15 protein-coding genes and 1 pseudogene are annotated in these 21,370 nt (G+C 65.2%); 5 read left to right on the top strand and 11 right to left on the bottom strand.

All coding sequences use genetic code 11. The features are described 5' to 3' along the window. The first annotated feature begins 16 nt into the window (after positions 1-16). Positions 17-994 carry a D-2-hydroxyacid dehydrogenase gene (locus AC1AYR_RS00210; protein WP_476511143.1) on the top strand — a complete coding sequence of 326 codons (978 nt, stop codon included), beginning with the start codon at positions 17-19 and terminating at the stop codon, positions 992-994. A 167-nt stretch (positions 995-1,161) separates the two neighbouring features. On the opposite strand, the gene AC1AYR_RS00205 is transcribed toward AC1AYR_RS00210, so the two are convergent. Together AC1AYR_RS00205 and murI are read right to left on the bottom strand one after the other, a co-directional pair. Then, the gene (locus AC1AYR_RS00205; protein WP_476511144.1) at positions 1,162-2,013 is read right to left on the bottom strand and encodes a patatin-like phospholipase family protein; all 852 of its coding nucleotides are present in this window, start codon (positions 2,011-2,013) and stop codon (positions 1,162-1,164) included. 254 nt (positions 2,014-2,267) lie between these two features. Further along, positions 2,268-3,062: a glutamate racemase gene (murI, locus tag AC1AYR_RS00200; protein ID WP_476511145.1), complete on the bottom strand. Its 795-nt coding sequence runs from the start codon at positions 3,060-3,062 to the stop codon at positions 2,268-2,270. A gap of 166 nt (positions 3,063-3,228) precedes the next feature. Here murI and dapF point away from each other — a divergent pair, with 166 nt between their 5' ends. Together dapF and AC1AYR_RS00190 are read left to right on the top strand one after the other, a co-directional pair. Beyond that, positions 3,229-4,125, top strand: a complete 897-nt coding sequence (gene dapF / locus AC1AYR_RS00195) for a diaminopimelate epimerase (protein WP_476511146.1) — start codon at positions 3,229-3,231, stop codon at positions 4,123-4,125. A 169-nt stretch (positions 4,126-4,294) separates the two neighbouring features. Then, positions 4,295-5,155, top strand: coding sequence for a vitamin K epoxide reductase family protein (locus AC1AYR_RS00190; RefSeq protein ID WP_476511147.1), 861 nt, complete (start codon positions 4,295-4,297; stop codon positions 5,153-5,155). 356 nt (positions 5,156-5,511) lie between these two features. Here the strand turns inward: AC1AYR_RS00190 and AC1AYR_RS00185 are convergent, their stop codons facing one another. From AC1AYR_RS00185 to AC1AYR_RS00165, 5 genes and pseudogenes are all read right to left on the bottom strand, one after another. After that, entirely contained in the window at positions 5,512-6,468 is a 957-nt protein-coding gene (locus AC1AYR_RS00185) for a hypothetical protein (RefSeq protein WP_476511148.1), read from the bottom strand. Positions 6,469-7,274: 806 nt separating this feature from the next. Continuing rightward, positions 7,275-9,293, bottom strand: a complete 2,019-nt coding sequence (locus AC1AYR_RS00180; protein WP_476511149.1) for an ABC transporter ATP-binding protein — start codon at positions 9,291-9,293, stop codon at positions 7,275-7,277. Beyond that, positions 9,290-11,191 carry an ABC transporter ATP-binding protein gene (locus tag AC1AYR_RS00175; RefSeq protein WP_476511198.1) on the bottom strand — a complete coding sequence of 634 codons (1,902 nt, stop codon included), beginning with the start codon at positions 11,189-11,191 and terminating at the stop codon, positions 9,290-9,292. Before AC1AYR_RS00175 ends, AC1AYR_RS00180 begins: the two co-directional genes overlap by 4 nt. 203 nt (positions 11,192-11,394) lie before the next feature. Further along, positions 11,395-11,850 (bottom strand): annotated as a pseudogene (locus tag AC1AYR_RS00170) (MarR family winged helix-turn-helix transcriptional regulator); the annotation flags it as partial. A 239-nt stretch (positions 11,851-12,089) separates the two neighbouring features. Beyond that, positions 12,090-14,336: an exo-alpha-(1->6)-L-arabinopyranosidase gene (locus AC1AYR_RS00165; RefSeq protein WP_476511150.1), complete on the bottom strand. Its 2,247-nt coding sequence runs from the start codon at positions 14,334-14,336 to the stop codon at positions 12,090-12,092. Between the two features lie 318 nt (positions 14,337-14,654). Here AC1AYR_RS00165 and AC1AYR_RS00160 point away from each other — a divergent pair, with 318 nt between their 5' ends. Beyond that, complete coding sequence (locus tag AC1AYR_RS00160; protein ID WP_476511151.1) at positions 14,655-15,272, top strand: TetR/AcrR family transcriptional regulator; 618 nt, start codon at positions 14,655-14,657, stop codon at positions 15,270-15,272. 367 nt (positions 15,273-15,639) lie between these two features. Here the strand turns inward: AC1AYR_RS00160 and AC1AYR_RS00155 are convergent, their stop codons facing one another. The 3 genes from AC1AYR_RS00155 to AC1AYR_RS00145 form a co-directional block, all read right to left on the bottom strand. Beyond that, positions 15,640-16,560, bottom strand: a complete 921-nt coding sequence (locus AC1AYR_RS00155) for an alpha/beta hydrolase (RefSeq protein ID WP_476511152.1) — start codon at positions 16,558-16,560, stop codon at positions 15,640-15,642. Positions 16,561-16,611: 51 nt separating this feature from the next. Next, positions 16,612-18,291, bottom strand: coding sequence for a CocE/NonD family hydrolase (locus AC1AYR_RS00150; RefSeq protein WP_476511153.1), 1,680 nt, complete (start codon positions 18,289-18,291; stop codon positions 16,612-16,614). Between the two features lie 156 nt (positions 18,292-18,447). Next, on the bottom strand, positions 18,448-19,704 hold the full coding sequence (locus AC1AYR_RS00145) for an MFS transporter (RefSeq protein ID WP_476511154.1): 1,257 nt from the start codon (positions 19,702-19,704) through the stop codon (positions 18,448-18,450). Positions 19,705-19,978: 274 nt separating this feature from the next. Here AC1AYR_RS00145 and AC1AYR_RS00140 point away from each other — a divergent pair, with 274 nt between their 5' ends. Continuing rightward, on the top strand, positions 19,979-20,593 hold the full coding sequence (locus AC1AYR_RS00140; protein ID WP_476511155.1) for a TetR/AcrR family transcriptional regulator: 615 nt from the start codon (positions 19,979-19,981) through the stop codon (positions 20,591-20,593). Between the two features lie 50 nt (positions 20,594-20,643). On the opposite strand, the gene AC1AYR_RS00135 is transcribed toward AC1AYR_RS00140, so the two are convergent. Next, positions 20,644-21,294, bottom strand: coding sequence for a GDSL-type esterase/lipase family protein (locus tag AC1AYR_RS00135; RefSeq protein ID WP_476511156.1), 651 nt, complete (start codon positions 21,292-21,294; stop codon positions 20,644-20,646). Positions 21,295-21,370: the final 76 nt, after the last annotated feature.

Below are 21,370 nucleotides of genomic sequence, written 5' to 3'. Positions count from 1 at the left end.
GTCCTACAATGGCACCATGACCGACAACGAGAAGATCATCGTCAACTGCCTGCCGCTCAGCGACGCCGAGCGGCAGGCCTTCGTATCCGCCGCGCCCGATGTCCGCCAGGAGTTCGTCGGCAACCCGATCGAACGCGGCACGATGACATGGAAGGCGCATGTCCCCACCGGTCTCAAGGCGCAGGCCACCGCCGTCATCGGCAACATCCCTCCCACCGAATGCCGCGATTATCCGCGACTCGACTGGCTTCAGACGTGGAGTGCCGGCGTCGACAAGTACGTCGCGCCCGGCGTCCTCGCCGATTCCGTCACCGTGACCAACGCGACCGGCGCCTACGGGCAGACCGTCGGCGAACATCTCTTCGCGATGATGTGGGCGCTCATGCGCAACATCCCCGCCTACGCACGCCAGCAGGACGAGCGCCGCTGGCACGACCTCGGCCGAGCGCTCACCCCGCAGGGCGCGACCGTGCTCGTCGTCGGCACCGGCGACATCGGCTCGCACTTCGCGCGACTCGCCAAGGCCGTCGGCGCACATACGGTCGGCGTGCGCCGCGATCCCGCGAAACCCGCCGACGGCATCGACGAGATGCACGGCTTCGACGAGCTCGACACACTGCTGCCGGACGCGGACGTGGTCGCGCTCGCCGTGCCCGCCTCACCCGACACGAACCATCTCATCGACGCGCGCCGCCTCCACCTGCTCAAATCCACATGCGTGCTGCTCAACGCGGGACGCGGCAACGCCATCGACCCGCTCGCGCTGGCCGCGGCGCTCGCCGAAGACCAGCTGCACGGCGCGGGACTCGACGTGACCGAACCCGAGCCGCTGCCCGCCGACAGCCCGCTGTGGGACGAGCCGCACTGTCTCATCACCCCGCACGTGGCCGGCGGCAACCATCTCGAAGTCACCGAGAAGCGCATCATCGCCATCGCCTTGGAGAACGTGCGACGCTACGCGGCCGGTGAGGCGCTCGCCAACGTGCGGCGGTAGTGCGGCGGTAGTGCGGCGGTAGTGCGGCGGTAGTGCGGCGGTAGTGCGGCGCGGCGATGGGGCTGCGGCGGCAGGCCGGAGACGGTGACGCAGCACCTCGTCCCGCGTCGCCGCCCCGCAGCACCGCAGTGTCATCGCGCCGTTGCCGCACCGCGACCTCGACCCGTTCAGCTTGCGAGGAAGTCCCCCACCGATGCCTCGGCCGCCGCGTACCCCTTGCGGTACATCATCTCCAAGCCTTCGAAGCTCTTCTTCAGCGTGTTGAGGCCGTACAGGTCCTCCGGCGCGAGGATGAGCACGCGACCCTCCGCCTCATAGCGCTTCGCCAGCTCGATCTCGTCGTTGTACGTCTTGTAGCGCATGCGCAGGCGCTCCGCGGCCGCCGGATACGTGCGCTCCAGAATCCTCGCCGGCGCGAGGTCCTTGCGCTGCTGGCGCACCTCGTCGCGCAGACGCGACAGGACGAGGACCACCTTGTCGTAGCCGTCGTCCAACGCCTTCTGCACCGGAACCGGATCGGCGATGCCGCCGTCGAAATACGGCACGCCGTCCACCACATACGGCTCGCACGCCACCGGCACCGCGCTCGACGCCTTCACCGCGTCGAAGTCGTCGAAGCGGATGCGCGACTTGTCGAAGTACTTGGTCGAACCGTCCTCGGCGTTGCAGGCGACCACGGTGAAACCGGTCGGATTCGCCTCGAACGCATCGAAGTCCACCGGGTATTCGCCGTCATGGTTGCTCAGCGTGCCGTAGATGTAATCGAGGTTCGCGAAATTGTGATTCTTGAAGAAGCTTTCCGCGCTCGCGTACTCCTTGCGGAACGCGAACTTCGTGTAGAACGTGTGGTTGCGCCCGTGCTGGCGCGCGATGAACGAAGTCATGTTCGCGGCGCCCGCGGAGACGCCATAGCACATGTCCACGTCGATGCCCTCCTCGAGCATGTAGTCCATCACGCCGCATCCGAAGATCGCGCGGAAGCCTCCGCCCACATCGATCATCGCCGTCCTGTTCGCCATATCATCCCCCTGCACGCCATGCGTCGCAGCGGCCATACGGGCCCGCGGCGGCGCGATTCGCTTTCCGTCACGCCGACACTACGCCGACAGTCGGGACAACGGCAACGTTATTGGACAATGACGGTATGACCGTCGGAAAACGGAGGAGAATACGGCGCGACACGATGTCTTACGTGACACGACGTCCTACGCGATGCGACGTCCTACGCGATGCGACGTCCTACGCGATGCGACGTCCTACGTGACGCGACGTCTTACGCGGCGAGCAGCTCGCGCGACAACGCGGCGATGCGCTCCGACGGGTCGGAGTTCGCAAGCTCCACGCCGCCGTCGGCCGACTCCGGCGCGAGATGGCCGAGTGATTCGAGTACGACGCCCAGATGCCGCACCGTACCCTCGTTGCCGTCGATGACGGCCGCACGTTCGGGCAGCAGCTCGCGGAAATAGTCGCGGTAGAACACGAAATGCGTGCAGCCGAGCACCACCGAGTCGATGCGGTCGAGGTCGTACTGGTCGAAGTAGCCGTGCAGCGTGCGCATCACCAGATCATGGTCGGTCAGGCGCCCCGACTCGACGATCTCCACCAGATCGGGGCACGGCTCCTTAACGATCTCGTTGTCCGAATCGAAGCGTTCCATCAGCTTCGCGAACTTGCGCTCGCGCAGCGTGAGCGGCGTGGCCGCCACGATCACGCGCTGCGGGATGTGATGCGGGTCCGAAGGCACGTCGCCGCGGTCGCAGGCGATCTTCAACGCCGGCTCCATGCCGATGATCGGAATGTCGTACGCCTCACGCAGGTCGTTCACCGCGGCCGAGGTCGCCGTGTTGCATGCGATGACCACCGCCTTGACGCCCTGCCGCACGAAACGTTCTACAATCGCGAAGCTCAACTCCCGCACCTGCTCCGGCGTCTTCACACCGTATGGCGCGTTCGCGGAATCACCGAAGTACAGGACGCGTTCGTGCGGCATGTCGTGCGCGAGCTGACGCGCCACCGAGATGCCGCCCAATCCGGAATCGAACACGCCGATCGGCGCCGTTGAACTCATCGCCATCCTCCTTGCCGTCATCGAGCGGCTGTCCCACCGCCATGCAGATACTCCGCCGCCGCACCGGCATGCCGTCGGCGAACGCGGATGTCCTGCCGCCCCAGCGTACTCGCGCATGGCGAACAGCGCGGGGTGCGGGACGCGCGCGGCGGGTATGCTGGCGTGCATGAGCATTCCGCAGCATGTCACCAAGGCGCACGCCACCGGCAACGATTTCGTCGTCTATCTCGACCGTGAGGGACGGTTCGAGCCCACCGAGGAGGAGGTGCGCTTCCTCACGGACCGTCATTTCGGCATCGGCGGCGACGGTCTCATCCGTCTCGCCCGCCCGCGCGACGTGTCCGATCTGAGCGAGGAGCAGGTCGCCGACTGCGAGCGGAACGGCGCCGAATGGTTCATGGACTACCGTAACGCCGACGGGTCCCTCGCCGAGATGTGCGGCAACGGCACGCGCGCCATCACCCTGTTCGCCCAGCGCGAGGGACTGCTCGACGGCGACACGTTCCGTCTCGGCACGCGTGCCGGCGTCAAGACCCTCACCTCGCTCGGGTCCGTCGACGGTCTCGGCGACCACGTGTTCCGCGTCGACATGGGCGCATGGAAGCGCGGCGACACCGACGCGTACGAGGTCACGATCCCCGGCACGCCAGGCGCGGCACGCGGCACGTTCGTCGACATGGGCAATCCGCACGTCGTCGCCGTCATCGAGGACGCGTTCTCCACGCTGCCCACCGTCGAGGCGCTCGACCTCGTCACGAAGCCGCTCGTCGCGCCCGTGATCGAATCCGACCAGAACGTCGAATTCGTGCGCATCGACGACATCAACGACGACGCGGACGACCTCGGCGAGGCGACGATGCGCGTCAACGAGCGCGGCTGCGGCGAGACGCTGTCGTGCGGCACCGGACTGTGCGCGACGGCGGTCACACTGCGCGCCAAGACCGGCGTCGACCATTGGCTCATCACCGTGCGCGGCGGCACGTTGCGCGTCGACGTGAGCGACACGGATGTGACGCTCACCGGCGACGCGACGATCGTCGGCGACGTCACGCTGACACGGTGACACGGTGATTCCGCGTGCGTCGTGACGTCGCGCACGATGCGCGCGTCACGACGCCGACGGTACGGTATGGCGCGACGCATGCGATACGATGCGTCCGGTACGACCTACGTTTGATTGTTGATATGACCGATATAGCCGATACGGCATCGGCGGAAGGGGACGATGACAGATGAGCGATGATACGACGGCGGGAGAAGGCACGGCGGACGACATGACGACGGACGAGGTGCGTGCGCTCGGCATCCGCGACCTCAAGCCGCACGGATGGCGGCACGGAGCGACCTGGACGTACCTGATCGTGCTGTTCGCCTCCGCGGCGGCGCTGATCGTCTCGTTCGTGCTGAGCGCGGAGACGCTGCAGCTGGCGCGGCACCCGAAGGAGCAGCTCGGCTGCGACGTGAATGCGGTGCTCTCCTGCTCGACCGTCGCGCAATCCTGGCAGGCGGAGATCGTGAAGTTCGGCGGGCTGAGCTTCCCGAACGCGTTCTTCGGCATCGCCGCGGAATCCGTGTTCGTGACGATCGCCGTGATCGGGTTGGCGCGTGTGAAGGTGCCCCGCTGGTTCGCCTCATGCACGTGGTTCGGCGGATTGGCGGCTCTGCTGTACTCGTACTGGCTGACCTCGCAGTCGCTGTTCGTGATCAACGCGCTGTGCCCGTGGTGTCTGGCGCTCATGTTCTCCACGACGATCCAGTTCATGGCGCTGAGCCACGCGACCGCCGTCGTGCAGGGACTGCCCGGAGGCGCGAGGAATGCCGCAGATGGGGCCGCAGACGGTACCACGGGTGGGGCCGCAGACGGTACCACGGGTGGGGCCGCAGACGGTACCACGGGTGGGGCCGCAGACGGAGCTGCGAACGAAGCCATGAACGAAGCCGCGGAAGACACCCCGGATGGGGTCTCGGTGTCGAAGCCGCGCGGCCTCGACACCTACTACCGGTTGAATTACGATCTCATGGTCGACTTCGTGTGGATTCTCGCGATCATCGTCCTCATCGTCGTCAAGGACGGCGCCGCCCTGTTCATGTGACGCTATCGTCCCGCTGTCGTCCCGCTATCGTCCCGTCGTCGTCCCGCTGTCGTCCCGCTGTCGTCCCGTCGTCCGGAAAACATCCCACTACTCCGTAACCAGGGATACTGAGCCGATGCCAGCGTCCCATCGTCCGGAAATCATCCCATTGCTCCGTAACCGAGGACACTAAGCCGCCGTCAGCGTCCCGTCGTCCGGAAAACAACCGCCATCTCCGGACAGCGGGACGCTGAGTAGCGGTCAACGTCCCGTTGTCCGGAGCAATGGGCTATTTTCCGGACAACAGGACGTCCTCCGAGCGACGGGCATGCCTGGATCGATGTGTCCGACCTCGCGATGCCGGACACATCGCGAGGTCACCGGATCTTGGGGACTCCTGCGTCAAGCAGCTTCCGTTCGAGCCGTTCCGGCCGTACCAAATCCTCATAGACGATGTGGGTCACCGCACCGACGTTCTGTTCCCGCAGATGATGCTCCCTTCGTCGTTCGTAATCGAGCTTCTGCTGCAGACTCGCCCGGTTGGGATTGCTGACATCCGCGTATTTGGCCATGCCGTCGTATTCGACGACGATGACACGTCCGTCGGCCAGTCTCCAACAGAAATCGACCCGATACGCGGCACCGGGATTGTCGGGATTGTCGAATTCCACTTGAAGCTGCGGTTCCGCGAACCCTTGGGAGATCAACAGACCACGCATCAACGATTCGCCACCGTTCTCGCTGTGCGGCGAGGCATGCCGCAACAGCCGTCCGACCGCTTCCTCGTCACAGTTCGCCCGCAGAGCCAGTGAACGTACCTCTTCCGCATCAACCAGATGCCGGCGTAAAGCGGAATCATAGATGGCGAGCGCGTTGGCGAACGGATAGGCCGCGCAATCGATGAGCGTGCGCGCCGGTGGAGTGACGAGGATGCCGGACGCCTGCCATAGCAACCCGGTATGGGACATGTACAGGCGACGCAGCCGTTTGTCATCCCGCTTGTTGGGGCCATTGCGCGAGGCGATGTGGATTGCGCCGTCATGCAGATCATACGAGTGTTCGAGCCCATACAGGCATACGGCGCTCAAGCCGGCGAATACCCATCCCGGCCGGCGTATCGCCAGCGCGCGAATCGTATGCAGCGACCGCTCTTCCACTGTGAGCCTGTTCCAATATTCCGAACGCGCATAAAGATTGGCGTAGGGCGAAATCAGCTCCCCGGTCCGCAGCCGTCTCCGCAGCGCATGCCTCATGGTGTCGCCTCGTCCGATGGCGCAACGTCGTTCCGCTTCGGCTCTGTCCAGAAGCGCTTTCACTCCTTCATGTACTTTCATGCATTCGACGCTATGCGTTCCCTGATTATGGGCGCAATCCGTCACGGCAATGTGGACGGAGCCCCTTCCCCCGGGCGTGTTGTGGATAAGTGGCGGCCGGGTGTAAGTAATCGTGGTGAAATCGGTAACCGTGGTGAAATCGATAACCGTGACGAGGTTCGGTAACCGTGACGAGGTTCGGTAACCGTGGTAGCGCTGCGACTGTTATGACGCTGGTAGCCATTGCGGCATGGCACCCATGTGGTATTGCAATCGGCACGGTGTTGGAAGCCGTTACAATGCTCGACCCCTATTGTGGCGATCGGCGTCCCCGTATCCGGAAAACAACCCATTGCTCCGTAACCGAGGACACCAAGCAGACACTGAGCAGACATCAGCTCCCAGCAGCATCCCACCGTCCGGAAAACATCCCACTGCTCCGTAATCGGGGACGCTGAGCCGACGTCAGACAGCCGACGTCAGCGTCCCGCCGTCCGGAAAACAACCGCCATCTCCCGACAGCGGGACGCTGAGTAGCAGTCAACGTCCCGCTGTCCGGAGCAATGGGGTGTTCTCCGGACAACGGGACGCGACAGAAGGTGGAACGCAATATGCGGGTCGTCCGCCCGCGGCTCAGTCCCGGGCAACGGGGACACCACAGAAGACAGGACACCACAGGTCTATAAGCACGCCACCGAAGGCTCACGTCAAGCACCAGCGTAGCCTCCGGCTTCGGCGCTACGAAGTGGGGGTGTTCCGGAAACCCCGGAACACCCCCACTGATTGGTGAGCGACTCCTGCGAACCGCGGTCGAGTCGGACGGAATCCTACTCGAGTTCCACGGCTCCGGTGTAGAGCTGGTAGTACTCGCCCTTCTGGGCGATGAGCTCGTCGTGAGAGCCGCGCTCGATGATGTTGCCGTGGTCGAGCACCATGATCACATCGGAGTTGCGCACGGTGGACAGACGGTGGGCGATCACGAAGACGGTGCGGCCCTTCATCAACGCGTCCATGCCGGCCTGCACGACCTCCTCGGTGCGCGTGTCGATCGACGAGGTGGCCTCGTCGAGGATCAGCGCCGGGGAGTCGGCCACGGCGGCGCGCGCGATGGAGATGAGCTGGCGCTGGCCCTGACTCAGGCCGGAGCCGTCACCCGAGAGCACGGTCTGATAGCCCTGAGGCAGCATGCGGATGAAGCCGTCCGCGTTCACGAGCTTCGCGGCCTCGATGCACTCCTCGTCGGTGGCGTCCAAGCGGCCGTAGCGGATGTTGTCCATCACGGTGCCGGTGAACAGGTTGACATCCTGCAGCACGATGCCGAGGGAACGGCGCAGATCGGGCTTCCTGATGTTCTTCACGTCGATGCCGTCGTAGAGGATCTGGCCTTCCTGAATGTCGTAGAAGCGGTTGATGAGGTTCGTCACCGTGGTCTTACCGGCGCCGGTCGCACCGACAAGCGCCATCTTCTGGCCCGGCTTGGCAAACCAGGTGATGTCGTGCAGGACGGGCTTGGCCGGATCGTAGCCGAAGGTCACATTGGTGAAGCGCACGTCACCCCTGAGCAGCGTGTAGCGCCCGTCAGGCGAGGTGACGGCCTGCTCCTTGGCCTTGAGCGCCACCTCGCGGGCGGCGCCGTGCAGCTTCTCGGCGGCCTTGAGCGAACGGGTGCCGTCGTCGCCCTCCTCGCGCTTCCATGCCCAGCGGCCGGTCTCGTGGTCGACCTCGCGCATCGTGCGGCCGTCCTCGCCGAGTTCGACGTTGACGAGCGTGACGGTGCCGGAGTCGGCCTCGACCGGCTCGTCCATCAGCTGGAAGATGCGGGAGGCGCCGGCGAGCGCCATCATCACCATGTTGAGCTGCATGGAGACCTGGCCGAGCGGGTTGATGAACGAGCGGGACAGGGTGAGCAGGGAGATGAGCGTGCCGAGGGTGAGCGGCCCCGCGCCGGCGAGGCCGAAGTTGCCGACCCCGGCGAGCGCCATGGCGCCGCCGACGATGGCGAGCAGGATGTAGAGCATATAGCCCATGTTGCCGACGACCGGCATGGTGACGTTGCCCCACGTGTTCGCTTCGGCGGACGCCGCGAACAGCTCCTCGTTCTTCTCGTCGAAGGTCTTCTGGGTGGCGGGCTCGTGGTTGAAGACCTTGATGACCTTCTGCCCGTTGACGGCCTCCTCGACGAACGCGTTGACGTCGCCGATCCAGTACTGCTGCTTGACGAAGTAGCGGCCGGCGCGGCCGACGATCGCGCGCACGACGAAGAACAGGCCGACGGTGAACAGCAGGACGAACGCGGTGATCGGCACGCTCAGCCACAGCATGGAGACGATGGCGGCGAGCGCGGAGATCGCGGAGGCGAACATCTGCGGGAACGACTGGCTGATGGCCTGGCGCAGCGTGTCGGTGTCGTTCGTGTAGTGGCTCATGATGTCGCCGTGTTCGTTGGTGTCGAAGTAGCGGATCGGCAGCCACTGCTGGTGGGCGAACATGTCGTCGCGGATCTTCTTGAGCACGCCCTGCTCGACGGTGACGATGAGCCACTGCCACAGCCAGCTCGCGGCGATGCCGGCGACGTACAGGCATCCCATGAGGGTGATGGCACGGATCAGCGGCATCCAGTCGGGGTCGGCCGCGCCGACCATTGGCAGGATGTACGTGTCGACGAGCGACTGGAGGAAGAGGGCGGAGCCGGCTTGGGCGGCGGCGCCGACGAGGATGCATGCGACGATGGCGATGACGCGCCACCGGTATTGCATGATGTAGCCGAAGATGCGCTTGGTGGTGCCGGGCGCGGGCTTGGCCATGGCGGGCTTGCGGTTCTGTGCGTTCTGCTTCGTGTCGCTCATCGCGTCTCTCCTTCCTGTTCGGCAGCGCCGGCCTGTTCGGTCATGCCGGCCTGTTCGGCCTGCTGCACGCGTTCGGCGCGCTTCGCCGCCTCGCGGTCGAGTTCGGCCTGGCCTTCGGCGGTGTTCTTGGTCTGCGATTCGTAGATGGATCGGTATTCGTCGCAGGTCTCGAGCAGTTCGTCGTGCGTGCCCTTGGCCATGATGCGGCCGTTGTCCATGACGAGGATCATGTCGGATTCCTGCACGGAGGCGACGCGCTGGGCGATGATGATCTTCGTGGTGTCGGGGATCTCGTGGTGGAACGCCTCGCGGATCAGCTTGTCGGTCTTCGTGTCGACGGCGCTGGTGGAGTCGTCGAGGATGAGGATCTTCGGCTTCTTGAGCAGCGCGCGGGCGATGCACAGGCGCTGGCGCTGTCCGCCGGAGACGTTGGTGCCGCCCTGTTCGATGTACGTGTCGTACTTGTCGGGGAACTCCTGGATGAACCCGTCGGCCTGCGCGAGACGGCAGGCGTGGCGGATCTCCTCGTCGGTGGCGTCGGGGTTGCCCCAGCGCAGGTTCTCGGCGATGGTGCCGGAGAACAGCACGTTCTTCTGGAGCACCATGGCGACCTGGTCGCGCAGGGTGACGAGGTCGTAGTCGCGCACGTCGCGTCCGCCGACCTTGAGCGAGCCGGACGACACGTCGTAGAGGCGGGGCACGAGCTGGACGAGGCTCGACTTGGCGGAGCCGGTGCCGCCGACGATGCCGACGGTCATGCCGGAGTCGATCTTCAGGTCGATGTCGTCGAGCACGGGCTTCTCGGAGGATGCGGAGTAGCGGAAGGTCACGTGGTCGAATTCGATGGAACCGTCCTTGACGTCCGTGATCGGGTCGTCCGGGTCGGTGACGGTGCTCTCCTCCTGCAGCACCTGGCAGATGCGTTCGGCGGAGGCCTGGGAGATGATGAACATGACGAAGATCATGGAGAGCATCATCATGGCCATGAGGATCTGCATCGCGTAGGTGACGAGCGCGGTGAGGTCGCCGGTGGTGAGTCCCAGCGCCGCGTTGTTGCCGGAGGCGACGATCTGCTGCGCGCCCATCCAGGAGATCATGATCATCGAAGCGTAGATGCAGAACATCATGATCGGGCTGTTGAAGCTCATGATGCGCTCGGCCTTGGTGAAGTCCTTGAAGATGCGCCGGGAGATGCGGCCGAACTTGCCGATCTCGTAGGATTCGCGGTCGTACGACTTGACGACGCGGATGCCCTGCAGGTTCTCGTCGACGACGTTGTTGAGCGCGTCGTACGTGTGGAACACGCGCTCGAACACCGGGTGGACGAGCACGGCGAGGCCGCACAGACCGATTGCGAGAATCGGCACGCAGGCGAGGAACACGAGCGAGATGGACGGCGAGATGCGGAACGAGAAGATCCACGCGACGACCACCATGATCGGGGCGCGCACGCCCATGCGGACCATCATGCCGTAGGCCATCTGCAGGTTCGTCACGTCGGTGGTGAGGCGCGTGATGATCGAGCCGGTGGAGAACCGGTCGATGTTGGTGAAGCTGAACGCCTGCACCTTCTCGAACTGGTCGCGGCGCAGGTTCTTCGCGAAGCCGGCGGCGGCGATGGCCGCGTACTTGCCGGCGAGGAAGCCGCAGGCAAGCGAGACCAGCGAGCACAGCAGCAGGATGAGGCCGAACTTGACGATGGCGTTCATGTCGCCGCCGGTGATGCCCTGGTCGATCAGGGACGCCATGACGGTGGGGATCACGATCTCCAGGATGGCTTCGATGAACACGAACAGCGGCGCCAGCCAGCTTTCCTTCGTGTACTCGCGCATGGAACGCCCCAGCGTGCGGATGATGTGCTTCGGTCGCTCGGGCTCGTTCTCCCGGCGTGACTTCATGATGGCCGCCTCGGTGGCGGTCAGTTCGTCCGCGTCGCGTGTCGCGGTCGCGGTGGTCTTGTCGCTCACTTGTTCTCCTCCTTCGTTTCGTTTGCGTCGTTTGTGTCGTCCGTTCCGTTGGGCGGGACGTCATCGGGGACGCCGGGCTCATTGGAACCGTCAGTCAGGTCTTCGCACAATCCACCGATCGAGATACAGGCGGACGACCGCTCCTCGCACTCGCGTTGCGCCGTGTCGATGTTCGCGCGCATACGCAGCACATAGTCCATGAGCGCGGCCTTCTCCTCATCGGTGAAGCCATCCACCAGGCGGCGTTCCACCCGTTCGCCGTTCGCCGCGAGGCAGGCGACGATGGAGTCGGCCTTGGCGGTGAGCACGATCTTCTTGAGTCGCGCATCGTGCGCCACCGATTCGCGGACGATAAGGCCCTTCTTCTCCATCAGCGCGAGCACACGCGAGGCCGTCGACCGCGTGATGCAGAACTTGCGTTCGATGGTGTGCTGGTAGATGTCCTTGTCGCGGTTGCGCGCGAGGAACATGATGATGCGGGCGTTGCCTCCCGTGGCGATGCGCGTCTCCTCCGGCATCGTCTCGCCGAGATGGCGGTTGATCGCCTTGACCAGCGCCCTCAGCTCGAAGCTGAGGATGTGACTGTCCATACCGATTCACCCCGATGCATTCGATTGTTTGTTGCATATGCAACCTTCCACGGGCGATGATAATACGTCCCGCATACAACAGTTGCACATGCAACAATTGGCGTGTCAAACGCTGCGCCGCGCGACGACGCGATATCAATCAGGCGATGCCCACAGGCCTCATGAAAGGTCTGTGGGCATCGCGAAGCCGATTCCGTCGGATACGTTGTGGAGAACCTCCGACGGCGTCTTACGAGCGACTACTTCGTGCGCTTGGCGTACTCGTCGAGCATGAAGGCGGTGATGGCCTTGCCGCCGTCGCTCATGAGCATCGGCATCGAGTTGATGGGCATGGTCTTGAGGAACATACGCATCATGGCGTTATCCGGCAGCTTGGGCAGATCGCCCGACTCTCCGGCAGCGACCACGGCCTCGACGACCTGGGCGCCGACCGAATCAGCCTCCCACTCGCCGTAGGTGGACCACTCGTCGAGCGGCAGGGACTTGCCGTCGCCTTCGAGTTCGACGGTGGCGGTGGCGGCGATGTCGCGGCTGGATGCACCGACCTCGATGCCGTATTCGCCGGCCTCGACGTGCCAGTCGGCGTACTTCTCGGACCAGTAGGAGAAGGCGCGCTCATCGAGATCGATGGTGACGGTCTTCGACTCGCCCGGCTTGAGGAACACCTTGACGAAGCCCTTAAGCTCGTGGACCGGACGGGCCACGTCGGACTTGCCGGGGGCGACGTACACCTGCACGGTCTCGGCGCCCTCCACGTCGGAGGTGTTGGCGACGGTGGCGGTGACGGATGCGGCGTTCGCACCGGTCTTCTCCGCATGCACGTCCGCGATCTCGAACGTGGCATAGCTCAGGCCGTAGCCGAACGGGTAGTCGACGGCCTTGCCGTAGGTGTCGTAGTAGCGGTAGCCGACGAACACACCCTCGCCGTAGTCGACGTGACCCTCCTCGCCGGGCCAGTTGATCATGCTCGGGTCGTCCTTGATGTCCAGCGGAATGGACTGGGCGAGCTTGCCGGACGGGCTGACCTCGCCGAAGATCACGTCGGCGAGCGCGGGGCCGCCGGCCTGGCCGAGCAGCCAGGATTCGAGGATGCCCTTGGCGTGGCCGGCCCACGGGGCGACGGAGACGACGGAGCCGTTGGACAGCACGACGGCGACGTTCGGGTTGACGGCGGCGACCTTGGCGAGCAGTTCGAGCTGCTTGGCGGGCATGTCGAGGGTTTCGCGATCGAAGCCTTCGGACTCGGCGGCCTCGGGAAGCCCGAGGAACAGGAGCGCCACGTCGGCGTCCCTGGCGGCTTCGACGGCTTCAAGCTCGAGCGCGGAATCGGCGGGGTCGAGGTCGAGGGTGAACCCGGGGGCGAAGTCGGCCTTGATGCCGCGTTCGGCGAGCGTATCGAGGAACGAGGTCATCTTGGTGGGGGTGATGTGGGAGGATCCGCCGCCCTGGTAGCGCGGTGTGCGGGCGAATTCGCCGATGACGGCGATCTTCGCATGCTTGTCCAGCGGCAGGATCGAGTCCTCGTTCTTGAGCAGGACCATCGATTCGACGGCGGCCTGATGGGCGACCTCGTCGTGGGCGTCGACATCGAAGCGGTAGCCATCGATGCTCATGGCGGCGCGGGCCTTGTCGGTCAGGTCGATCATGCCCTGGGCCATGCGGTCGAGCTGGGCGGGGTCGATGCGGCCGTCGCGGGCGGCGTAGACGATCTGGTCGTCGGTGTAGCTCGGCGGCATCTCGAGGTTGAGGCCCGCGTTGAGGGAGGCGACGCGGTCGTGGTCGGCGCCCCAGTCGGACATGACGATGCCTTCGAAGCCCCATTCGCCACGCAGCACGTCGGTGAGCAGCCAGTGGTTCTGGGCGGAGTGGACGCCGTTGATGCGGTTGTAGGAGCACATGATGGTCCACGGCTGGGCGGTCTTGACGATGTGCTCGAAGGCCGGCAGGTAGATCTCACGCAGGGCGCGCTGGGAGATGCGGGCGTCGACGCGCAGACGATCGGTCTCCTGGTTGTTGGCGGCGAAGTGCTTGAGCGAGGTGCCCACGCCCTTGGACTGCACGCCTTCGACGATGCCGACGGCCTCATGGCCGGCGAGGTACGGGTCCTCGCTCCAGTATTCGAAGCAGCGGCCGCCGAGCGGGTTGCGCTTGATGTTCACGCCGGGGCCGAGGATGACGGCGACCTTCTCCTGGATGCACTCCTCGCCCATGGCCTCGCCGACTTGGCGGATGAGACCCGGGTTCCACGAGCTGGACAGGCCGGCGGCAGGCGGGAAGCAGGTGGCGGGCACGGAGTTGTCGAGATCGGTTTCGCCGGTGCTGGCGGCGAGGGACTTGCGCAGGCCGTGGGGGCCGTCGGTGATCATGTAGCCGGGGATGCCCTTGGCCTCGACGCCTTGCAGGTGCCAAGCGTCGCCACCGGAGGTAAGGGAGGCCTTCTCCTCCAGCGTCAGATCCTTGACGGACGGGTAGGTGTTCTCGCTCATGGCGTTGCCTCTTTCCTTGAGTTCCTTGCGTGTTCCGTTGAGCCGTGCGGCTGGCTTGTTCCGGTGTGGCCCACCTGGTTTTCTTCCACGAATCCCAGGCGAACCACTTTCAACCAACCGGTTGGTAGGTAGATTATCAAAACATCAATCACAACACGCCGAAATCATTTGGAAAACCAACCTACCGACCGTATGGTTGATGTCAGAACGCAGGTCAGGCTATCTGCAACGACCACCCTCAGACGGCTTCGCCGCCAGCTCCCGCCAGCGGGAGCACGAAGGAGAGACACAGACGGCGGGAACGCGAAGGAGGAGCATATGACCAATCACACCACCAGCGCCATCGACGGCGCCACCGAACCCCCTGACGACACCGACCGCCGTCATTCCATCCTCGAGGCGACCACCCTGTCCTTCGGCCGGTTCGGCTACTACGGCACATCGATCCAACGCATCGCCACCGCCGTAGGCCTGACCAAGGCGGGCGTGCTGCACTACGTGGGCAGCAAGGAAGGACTGTTGCGCCTTGCCCTCACCGACGAGTACGACCGCGAAGGCGAACGGATCGTGGCCGACATGATCACCATGGAACGACCGCTCATCGCCGAGATGTGGCGGCGTCTCGTCGCGCTCAACAGCACCCGCCCCGATCAGGTGCATATGTTCTCCACACTCAGCGCCGAAGCCCTCGATCCGAAGCATCCGGCGCACGCTTATTTCGCGGACCGCGAGCGCCGCGGCGTGACGAACGCGCTCAACATCAACTGGTCCGTGCCAGACGGCGTGAACGTGGAGCACGTGCTTCAGGCCGGCCTGTCCATGATGGACGGCGTACAGCTGCGCTGGCTGCGCTCCCCCGGTCGCGACCTCAACGCCATGTGGGCCGACTGCGAGGATGTGCTGTTCCCCTCCCCCCAGTGGGACGGCTACCGCTGAACCGCCCCTCCCGCCAAGCCGGAGACCGGAGGAACCGGAAGAACCGTATGCGGGCAATAAGGCCTGCATACGGTTTCTCCGGCCAAGCGGCACTGAACCGGAGAAACCGTACGGACGGCACAATCCCCGGGTACGTTCTCCCCGGCCTCACGCCGTCTGACCGGGAAGAACGTACCCGGACAATGAGCCAGACGTACGAAAACCCCGGCCACACGATGGTGAGCCGGGGTTTTCGTACGTGAAGGCCCCATACGGCGCCCGAGGGAGAGGATGCGTCACACGGTCGTCGACACCCGGTCACCACGACCAGCGCCCCGGTCACCACGACCAACGCCCGTCACCATGACCGGAGTCCCGCCATGCCCTCTCAGACGTACCGTCCGCAGAAGCCGGCGATGTCCCTTACGACCTGGTGCGCCTCGGCGGCGTCCGGGTCGCCCGCCTGGACGATGTTGAACACATGGCCGAGCACACGATCCGTTCCCTTGGGCCACACGCTCATGGCGTGGTCCTTGTGGCGGGCGTGCAGGATGCGGGCCAGCTCGTAGGTGTTGTCCGCGATGAAATCCTCCACGCTGGTGATCATGTAGATCGGCGGCACGGCGCCGTCCACCACAAGCCTGTCGAGATCCAGGTACCGGTCGACCTTGATATGGTCGGCGGGCGTCTGCAGGTAGCCTTCCATGTAGTAGCTCAGCGCGGTGGCGTGCACGCCGCCGGACAGGCGGAACATGCCGGAGGTCACCACGAGGGCCTTCACGTCCACGCCAGAGGGCCTGACCCCCAGCGCGCCGGCGAGTTGCGGCGAACCGTTGGCGGCCGTGAGGTAGAGGGCGAGCGCGCCGCCGGCGGAGTCGCCGGTCACGCACACGCGTTCGGCGTCCAGCCCGTATTCGGCGCCGTGGTCGCGAATCCAGTCGAGCACGGCCATCGCGTCCTTGAGCTGCGTGGGGAAACTCACCGACGGCACCAGGGAGTAGTTGGCGTTGACCACGGCGAATCCCTGCTTCGCGAGCAGCATGTCGCGGCATTCGTTGTTCTCCTTGGACCCGTAGTACAGGCCGCCGCCGTGGAAGTCCACGATCACGGGCAGTTTGGCGTCCGTGGCGGCGTCGGCCGGCGTGTAGACGTCCAGCAGATGGGATTCGGCGCCATCGTCGAGGTAGGCGACGTCCTTGCGGCGTTCCACGCCTTCCGGCAGCACCTGCGCGGCCAGATGCGGCGCGTCTCCGGCGGTCATGGCCGCCACGTTCGCAGCGAACAGGTCGCGCGCTTCCTGACTGATCATCGGTATCGGTGTCCTTTCGTGTGACTCGATGAGCGTTTCGTTGCGTCCGATTCAGCCGCGCACCGGCAACATGATGGCGGACGGGGCGTCGGCGCCCATGTGAATGGTCTGGTGCGCCACCTGCGTCCCGGTCTGTTCGCTCCACAGGCCGGCGTGGTTGGTGTGCACGGCGTACTGCGGGAAGTCGGAGGAGGAGATGTCGCAGCGGATGCGCGATCCGGCGGGCACCTTCCAGCAGATGTCCCACATGTCGATGGTCACGCGGCGGGTCTCGCCGGGCGTGTACGGCGCGGCGTCCGGGGTGTCCAGGCCGATGGTGGTGATGGAGGTGCGGTAGTTGCGGGCGGTGCCGTCCGGGTCCACGCACATGAGCTTGGCGGTGAACGCGGTGTCCGGCGCGCTGGAGGAGACGTACAGGTCCACGCTGATCTTGCCCTGGATGTGCAGGTCGTGTTCGAGCGGCAGAGATTCGAAGGTGACGATGTCGTCGCGCCAGTTCGGTTCGGGCTGGATGCGCGCGCCGATCTCGTTCATGGTGGTCAGCAGCGCCTCGCCGCCGCGGGTCATGACCGGGTCCGCGGGGTCGTAGTCGTATGCGACGCTCGATGCCGTCTTCGGCGCCTCGTCGGCCAGCGCGCCGCCTTCGGCCAGGTAGAGGCCGACCCGCTTGGTGTCCTCGGCGGGCAGCGGCCAGGAGGAGGCGGTGTGCCAGGAGTCGTCGCCGACCTCGTAGTACTCCACCTTACGTTCCGGGGTCTGCTTGCGCTTGAGGGTCAGGTCGAACCATTCGAGCGCGGCGGGCACTTCGGTGGCGTCGAGGTTCTCGGGTTCCAGCCCCTCGAGCGGGTTGAGGAAGTAGTGGTTCCAGCAGCCGATGCGCAGCCAGGAGTGCTCCTTGATCTTCTCGTCGAGCGCGGCGTAGCCGGTCAGGGCGCTGCCGAGGTGGTGGTCGAACCAGCCCTCGTGGATGAACATCGGCACCTTCACACGGCTCGGAATCTGCTTGAGCAGACCCCAGAAGCCTTCGTCCCAGTAGGGGTCGTCGCCCTTGGGGTGGCTGATCCAGTCTCGGTACCAGTCGAGGCGGCCGCCCCACATGTCCTCGTCGACGGTCATCTGCGGCAGGTGGCGGGCGGATTCGAGGTAGTCGGCGGACACCGGGTGGCCGGCGTTCTGCATGGCCCAGGCGGTGAGCACGTCGCAGCGGAACGAGCCCTTCTGGTAGGCGGAGGAGAAGCGGTCGGTGCCGTAGTGGTTGGCGCAGATGGAGGCGACCTTCGGGGTGGTGATGTCGGCCACGGTCCAGCAGGTCAGGGACAGGTAGGAGGTGCCCCACAGGCCGATCACGTCGATCCAGCCCTGATCCTCGCACCAGGCGAGCAGGTCGGCGCCGTCGTTGCGCTCGTTGACGTTCGGTTCCCACGTGCCGCCGGAGGTGTGGGTGCCGCGGCACCATTCGCACACCAGCGCGTAGCCGCGGCGGTTGAGCTGTTCGCCGTGCAGCTTCCACAGCTCGACCTGCTGCGGGTAGGGGCAGCGCACCACGATGGTGGGCCAGGGGCCGGGCGTGGCCGGCTTGTAGATGTCGACGGTCAGTTCCACGCCGTCGCGGCACGCGACCTTGACGGTCTCGCGCTCGCCGGGCTCGCATTCGGGGGCGAAGCGGGAGGATTCGTACTGGTTGGTGATGTTGTTGAGATAGCGGGTCAGGAAGTCGTCGACGTCGCTCATGATGATGCTCCTTTGCATGTGCGCCGCGCGGGATATGCGGTACGGGCCGCGCGGCGGTGGGAATCAGGGAACGGATGGGGGGAAAAAAAATATAAGGGCGGGAATGTCGTTGGAGGATGCGGGCGGCCCGGAATCGTCCGGACCGCCCGGGTGGCGTCAGGCCTTCTTGGCGTCCTGCTTGAACGGGCGCATGCGGAAGCCGATGACCATGCAGATGGCGGCGACGACGTACAGGGCCACGTTGCCGAACAGGGACGGCACGTAGGAGCCGGTGGCGTCGAACACGGCGCCGTGGGCGGTGACGGCGATGGCGGAGGCGATGCCGCCGAGCATGCCGCTGATGGACAGAATCTCGCTGTAGTCGCGCTGGCCGAAGGACTGGCGGATGAACCAGGGCAGGGCGACCAGGACGACGCCCTGACCGATGCCGGCCATGAAGCCGGCGGCGATGGCCGGGGTGGGCGAGGTGGCGACGGCCATGAGGCCCCAGCCGGACAGGCCGATGAGGGAGTAGATGACGACGGTAAGTTCGGGCTTGAGGTAGTCGAGCAGGATGCCGATGCTGGCCTTGCCGGCGGCGGCGCCGAGCATGATGCCGGAGACGACGAGCGCGCCCTGTTCGAGGGTCAGACCCTGGGCGATCTCGTGGGAGGAGATGTGCTGGACCACGGCGGCCACGATCTGCAGCAGCACGCCGACGGCGGCGAACAGAAGGAAGCTCGGGGTGCGGAACGCCTGCTTGGCGGTCAGGCCCGGCAGTTCGACGTCGCCCTTGCCGGCCTCGTCGGCCTTGCCTTCGACATGGCCGTAGGCGTATTCACCCTTGGTCTCGTCGGGGCGGAACTTGAAGACGAACAGGGAGAACGGCAGGATGCACACGAGCAGGATGAGCGCGGTGAGACGGTAGGAGGTCTGCCAGCCGAGGTTGGTGATGAACGCGGAGACGACCGGGTTGAAGATGGTGCCGCCGATGCCGGACAGACCGAGCGCGATGCCCATCACGGTGCCGAGCTTGGCATCGAACCAATTGGCGAGCAGCACGCTGGGGGCGAGCGTGATCGGGATGACGTAGAGAATGCCCATCAGCGCGAAGGAGACATAGAACTGCCAGACCGCGTTGAAGAACGACTGAACGAAGAACAGGGCGGCCACTCCGGCAACGCACACGCTGATGAGGATGCGCGCATCGACGATCTTCATCAGTTTGCCGGCGAACAGCATGGCGGGCAGGGCCGCGAAGGCCATGATGGACGAGGCGAGGGCGATTTGGGTGCGCGAGACGTGCAGCACCTCGCCGAGGGTGGTGAAGTACAGGCCCGGCGTGTTGACGATCAGGCCGAATCCGACCAGGGACAGCACGCAGCATCCGATGAAGACCCACCAGGAGCGGGCCGAAGACTTGTTGGCTGACATCCGAACCTCCATGTTCGTGTGATGTGGTTGTTTGCCGTCGGCGAGCTCCTTCGTGGCGCCCGCCGCATCAGTTAGTTAGTAAGTAAGTACTTACTTTTTGGTGATGTAAGATAAGCTAGTACTTACTTACCTACGTGTCAAATCCACGACACGCCGGCGCGGAACCATGCCGGCCATACAATCGACGAAGGCGCACGGTGCGGGCACCACGGGCGTTCCGACACGGAACACCGGCATCCGAACGTCGCCGCCACATGAAGGAGGACAGGAAGACATGGGCGCACGCGGCGAAGCGCGACTGAAGGAGATCATCGACGCAGCCACCCAGGTGGTGGCCGAACGCGGCTACTACGGCATGACCATCCAGGAAGTGGCCGACCGCGTGGGCATCACGCAGGCCGGACTGCTCAAATACGTGAAGAACAAGAACGGACTGCTCACGCTGGCGTTGCAGCATTACGACGCCGACAACGAGGCCAATGCATACATCAAGAGCCACCTCGCCATGACCGACGAGGAGCGCGAACGCGACCCGATGCTCATGCCGGCGTACTACCGGGCCATCGTGCGGGACAACATCGACCGCGCACGGATGGTGCAGTTGTATCTGGTGCTGCGCGCCGAGGCCATCGACCCCGACCATCCGGCGCACGGGCACTACGCGACGCGCGGAGGCAGGCTTCGCGAGAAGATCTCCGGATACCCGTGGAAGCTGCCGCCCGAATATGACACCCCCCACAAGGTCGGCATGCTTTCGATGTGCATCGGATCGGCGCTCGAGGGGCTGGAGCTGCGCTGGCTGGGCGAGCCGGACATCGACCTCGCCGCCAGCTGGGCCGAATACGAGGACGTCCTCTTCCCCCTGCCCCACTGGGAGGGCTACCGCTGACGCCCCAAGCGGCCCCGGAGTGTCGGCCCGACACACCGGCCGGGCGTTAGTCAGTCGAGCGCGTAGCGCATGAGATCGTCGAAGATCGCCTCGTAGCCGTCGGCGTAGAAGTGCAGCCCCTCCTTGGAGTATGCGGCCTTGAGGGAGCCGTCGGCGTCGCGCAGCGCTGCGGTGACGTCGACGTAGCCGGCGCCGCGGCGTTCGGCGATCGCGCGCACGGCGGCATTGGCCTCGTCGACGCGCCTGTTCGTCCTGTGTACGAAGCCCGAGCCGGCCTCCCCGTTCGCGGCCAGCATCGTCTCGTTGACGGGATAGTAGGCCATCATGTAGATCGCGGTGAGCGGCAGGGCGTCCTGGATGGCGGCGATGATGCCGTCATAGCGGGCCCCGAACGCGTCGATGTCGAAATCGGGCGCATTGAGGTCGTTCGTGCCGATGTTGATGAACAGCTTGCGCGGTTCGAGATCGGTCACGAGCACGTCCAGATTCGCCGCGAACTCCTGCGTGGTGAACCCGCCGACGCCGCGGTTGTACATCACCTCGCGGATGCCGCGGTCGAGCATGAGCTCGTTCAGCGGGAACTGTTCGGCAAGCGAAGAGCCGGCGAACACGATCGCGCCCTTGCGGGCGAAACGGTTCAGCCTGCGGTATTGTTCGATCTTCTGGCGCTTCTCCAGCGCAAAGTATTCCCCGAGGTCCATGACCCCTCCCCTTTCCCGTCATCGGTGACGCGCCGCCACCATTGGTAAGTAATCACTTACTAGTATATATGCCATG

This window comes from Bifidobacterium sp. LH_417 (genome assembly GCF_056357035.1).
This window is presented reverse-complemented; position numbering and strand designations above follow the sequence as displayed.

Coding starts and splice junctions, on each gene's coding strand:
- AC1AYR_RS00160 (WP_476511151.1), top strand. CDS start 14,655: ATGACCAATCACACCACCAGCGCCATCGACGGCGCCACCGAACCCCCT.
- AC1AYR_RS00210 (WP_476511143.1), top strand. CDS start 17: ATGACCGACAACGAGAAGATCATCGTCAACTGCCTGCCGCTCAGCGAC.
- AC1AYR_RS00175 (WP_476511198.1), bottom strand. CDS start 11,191: ATGAAGTCACGCCGGGAGAACGAGCCCGAGCGACCGAAGCACATCATC.
- AC1AYR_RS00180 (WP_476511149.1), bottom strand. CDS start 9,293: ATGAGCGACACGAAGCAGAACGCACAGAACCGCAAGCCCGCCATGGCC.
- dapF (WP_476511146.1), top strand. CDS start 3,229: ATGAGCATTCCGCAGCATGTCACCAAGGCGCACGCCACCGGCAACGAT.
- AC1AYR_RS00140 (WP_476511155.1), top strand. CDS start 19,979: ATGGGCGCACGCGGCGAAGCGCGACTGAAGGAGATCATCGACGCAGCC.
- AC1AYR_RS00165 (WP_476511150.1), bottom strand. CDS start 14,336: ATGAGCGAGAACACCTACCCGTCCGTCAAGGATCTGACGCTGGAGGAG.
- AC1AYR_RS00135 (WP_476511156.1), bottom strand. CDS start 21,294: ATGGACCTCGGGGAATACTTTGCGCTGGAGAAGCGCCAGAAGATCGAA.
- AC1AYR_RS00145 (WP_476511154.1), bottom strand. CDS start 19,704: ATGTCAGCCAACAAGTCTTCGGCCCGCTCCTGGTGGGTCTTCATCGGA.
- AC1AYR_RS00150 (WP_476511153.1), bottom strand. CDS start 18,291: ATGAGCGACGTCGACGACTTCCTGACCCGCTATCTCAACAACATCACC.
- murI (WP_476511145.1), bottom strand. CDS start 3,062: ATGAGTTCAACGGCGCCGATCGGCGTGTTCGATTCCGGATTGGGCGGC.
- AC1AYR_RS00205 (WP_476511144.1), bottom strand. CDS start 2,013: ATGGCGAACAGGACGGCGATGATCGATGTGGGCGGAGGCTTCCGCGCG.
- AC1AYR_RS00190 (WP_476511147.1), top strand. CDS start 4,295: ATGAGCGATGATACGACGGCGGGAGAAGGCACGGCGGACGACATGACG.
- AC1AYR_RS00185 (WP_476511148.1), bottom strand. CDS start 6,468: ATGAAAGTACATGAAGGAGTGAAAGCGCTTCTGGACAGAGCCGAAGCG.
- AC1AYR_RS00155 (WP_476511152.1), bottom strand. CDS start 16,560: ATGATCAGTCAGGAAGCGCGCGACCTGTTCGCTGCGAACGTGGCGGCC.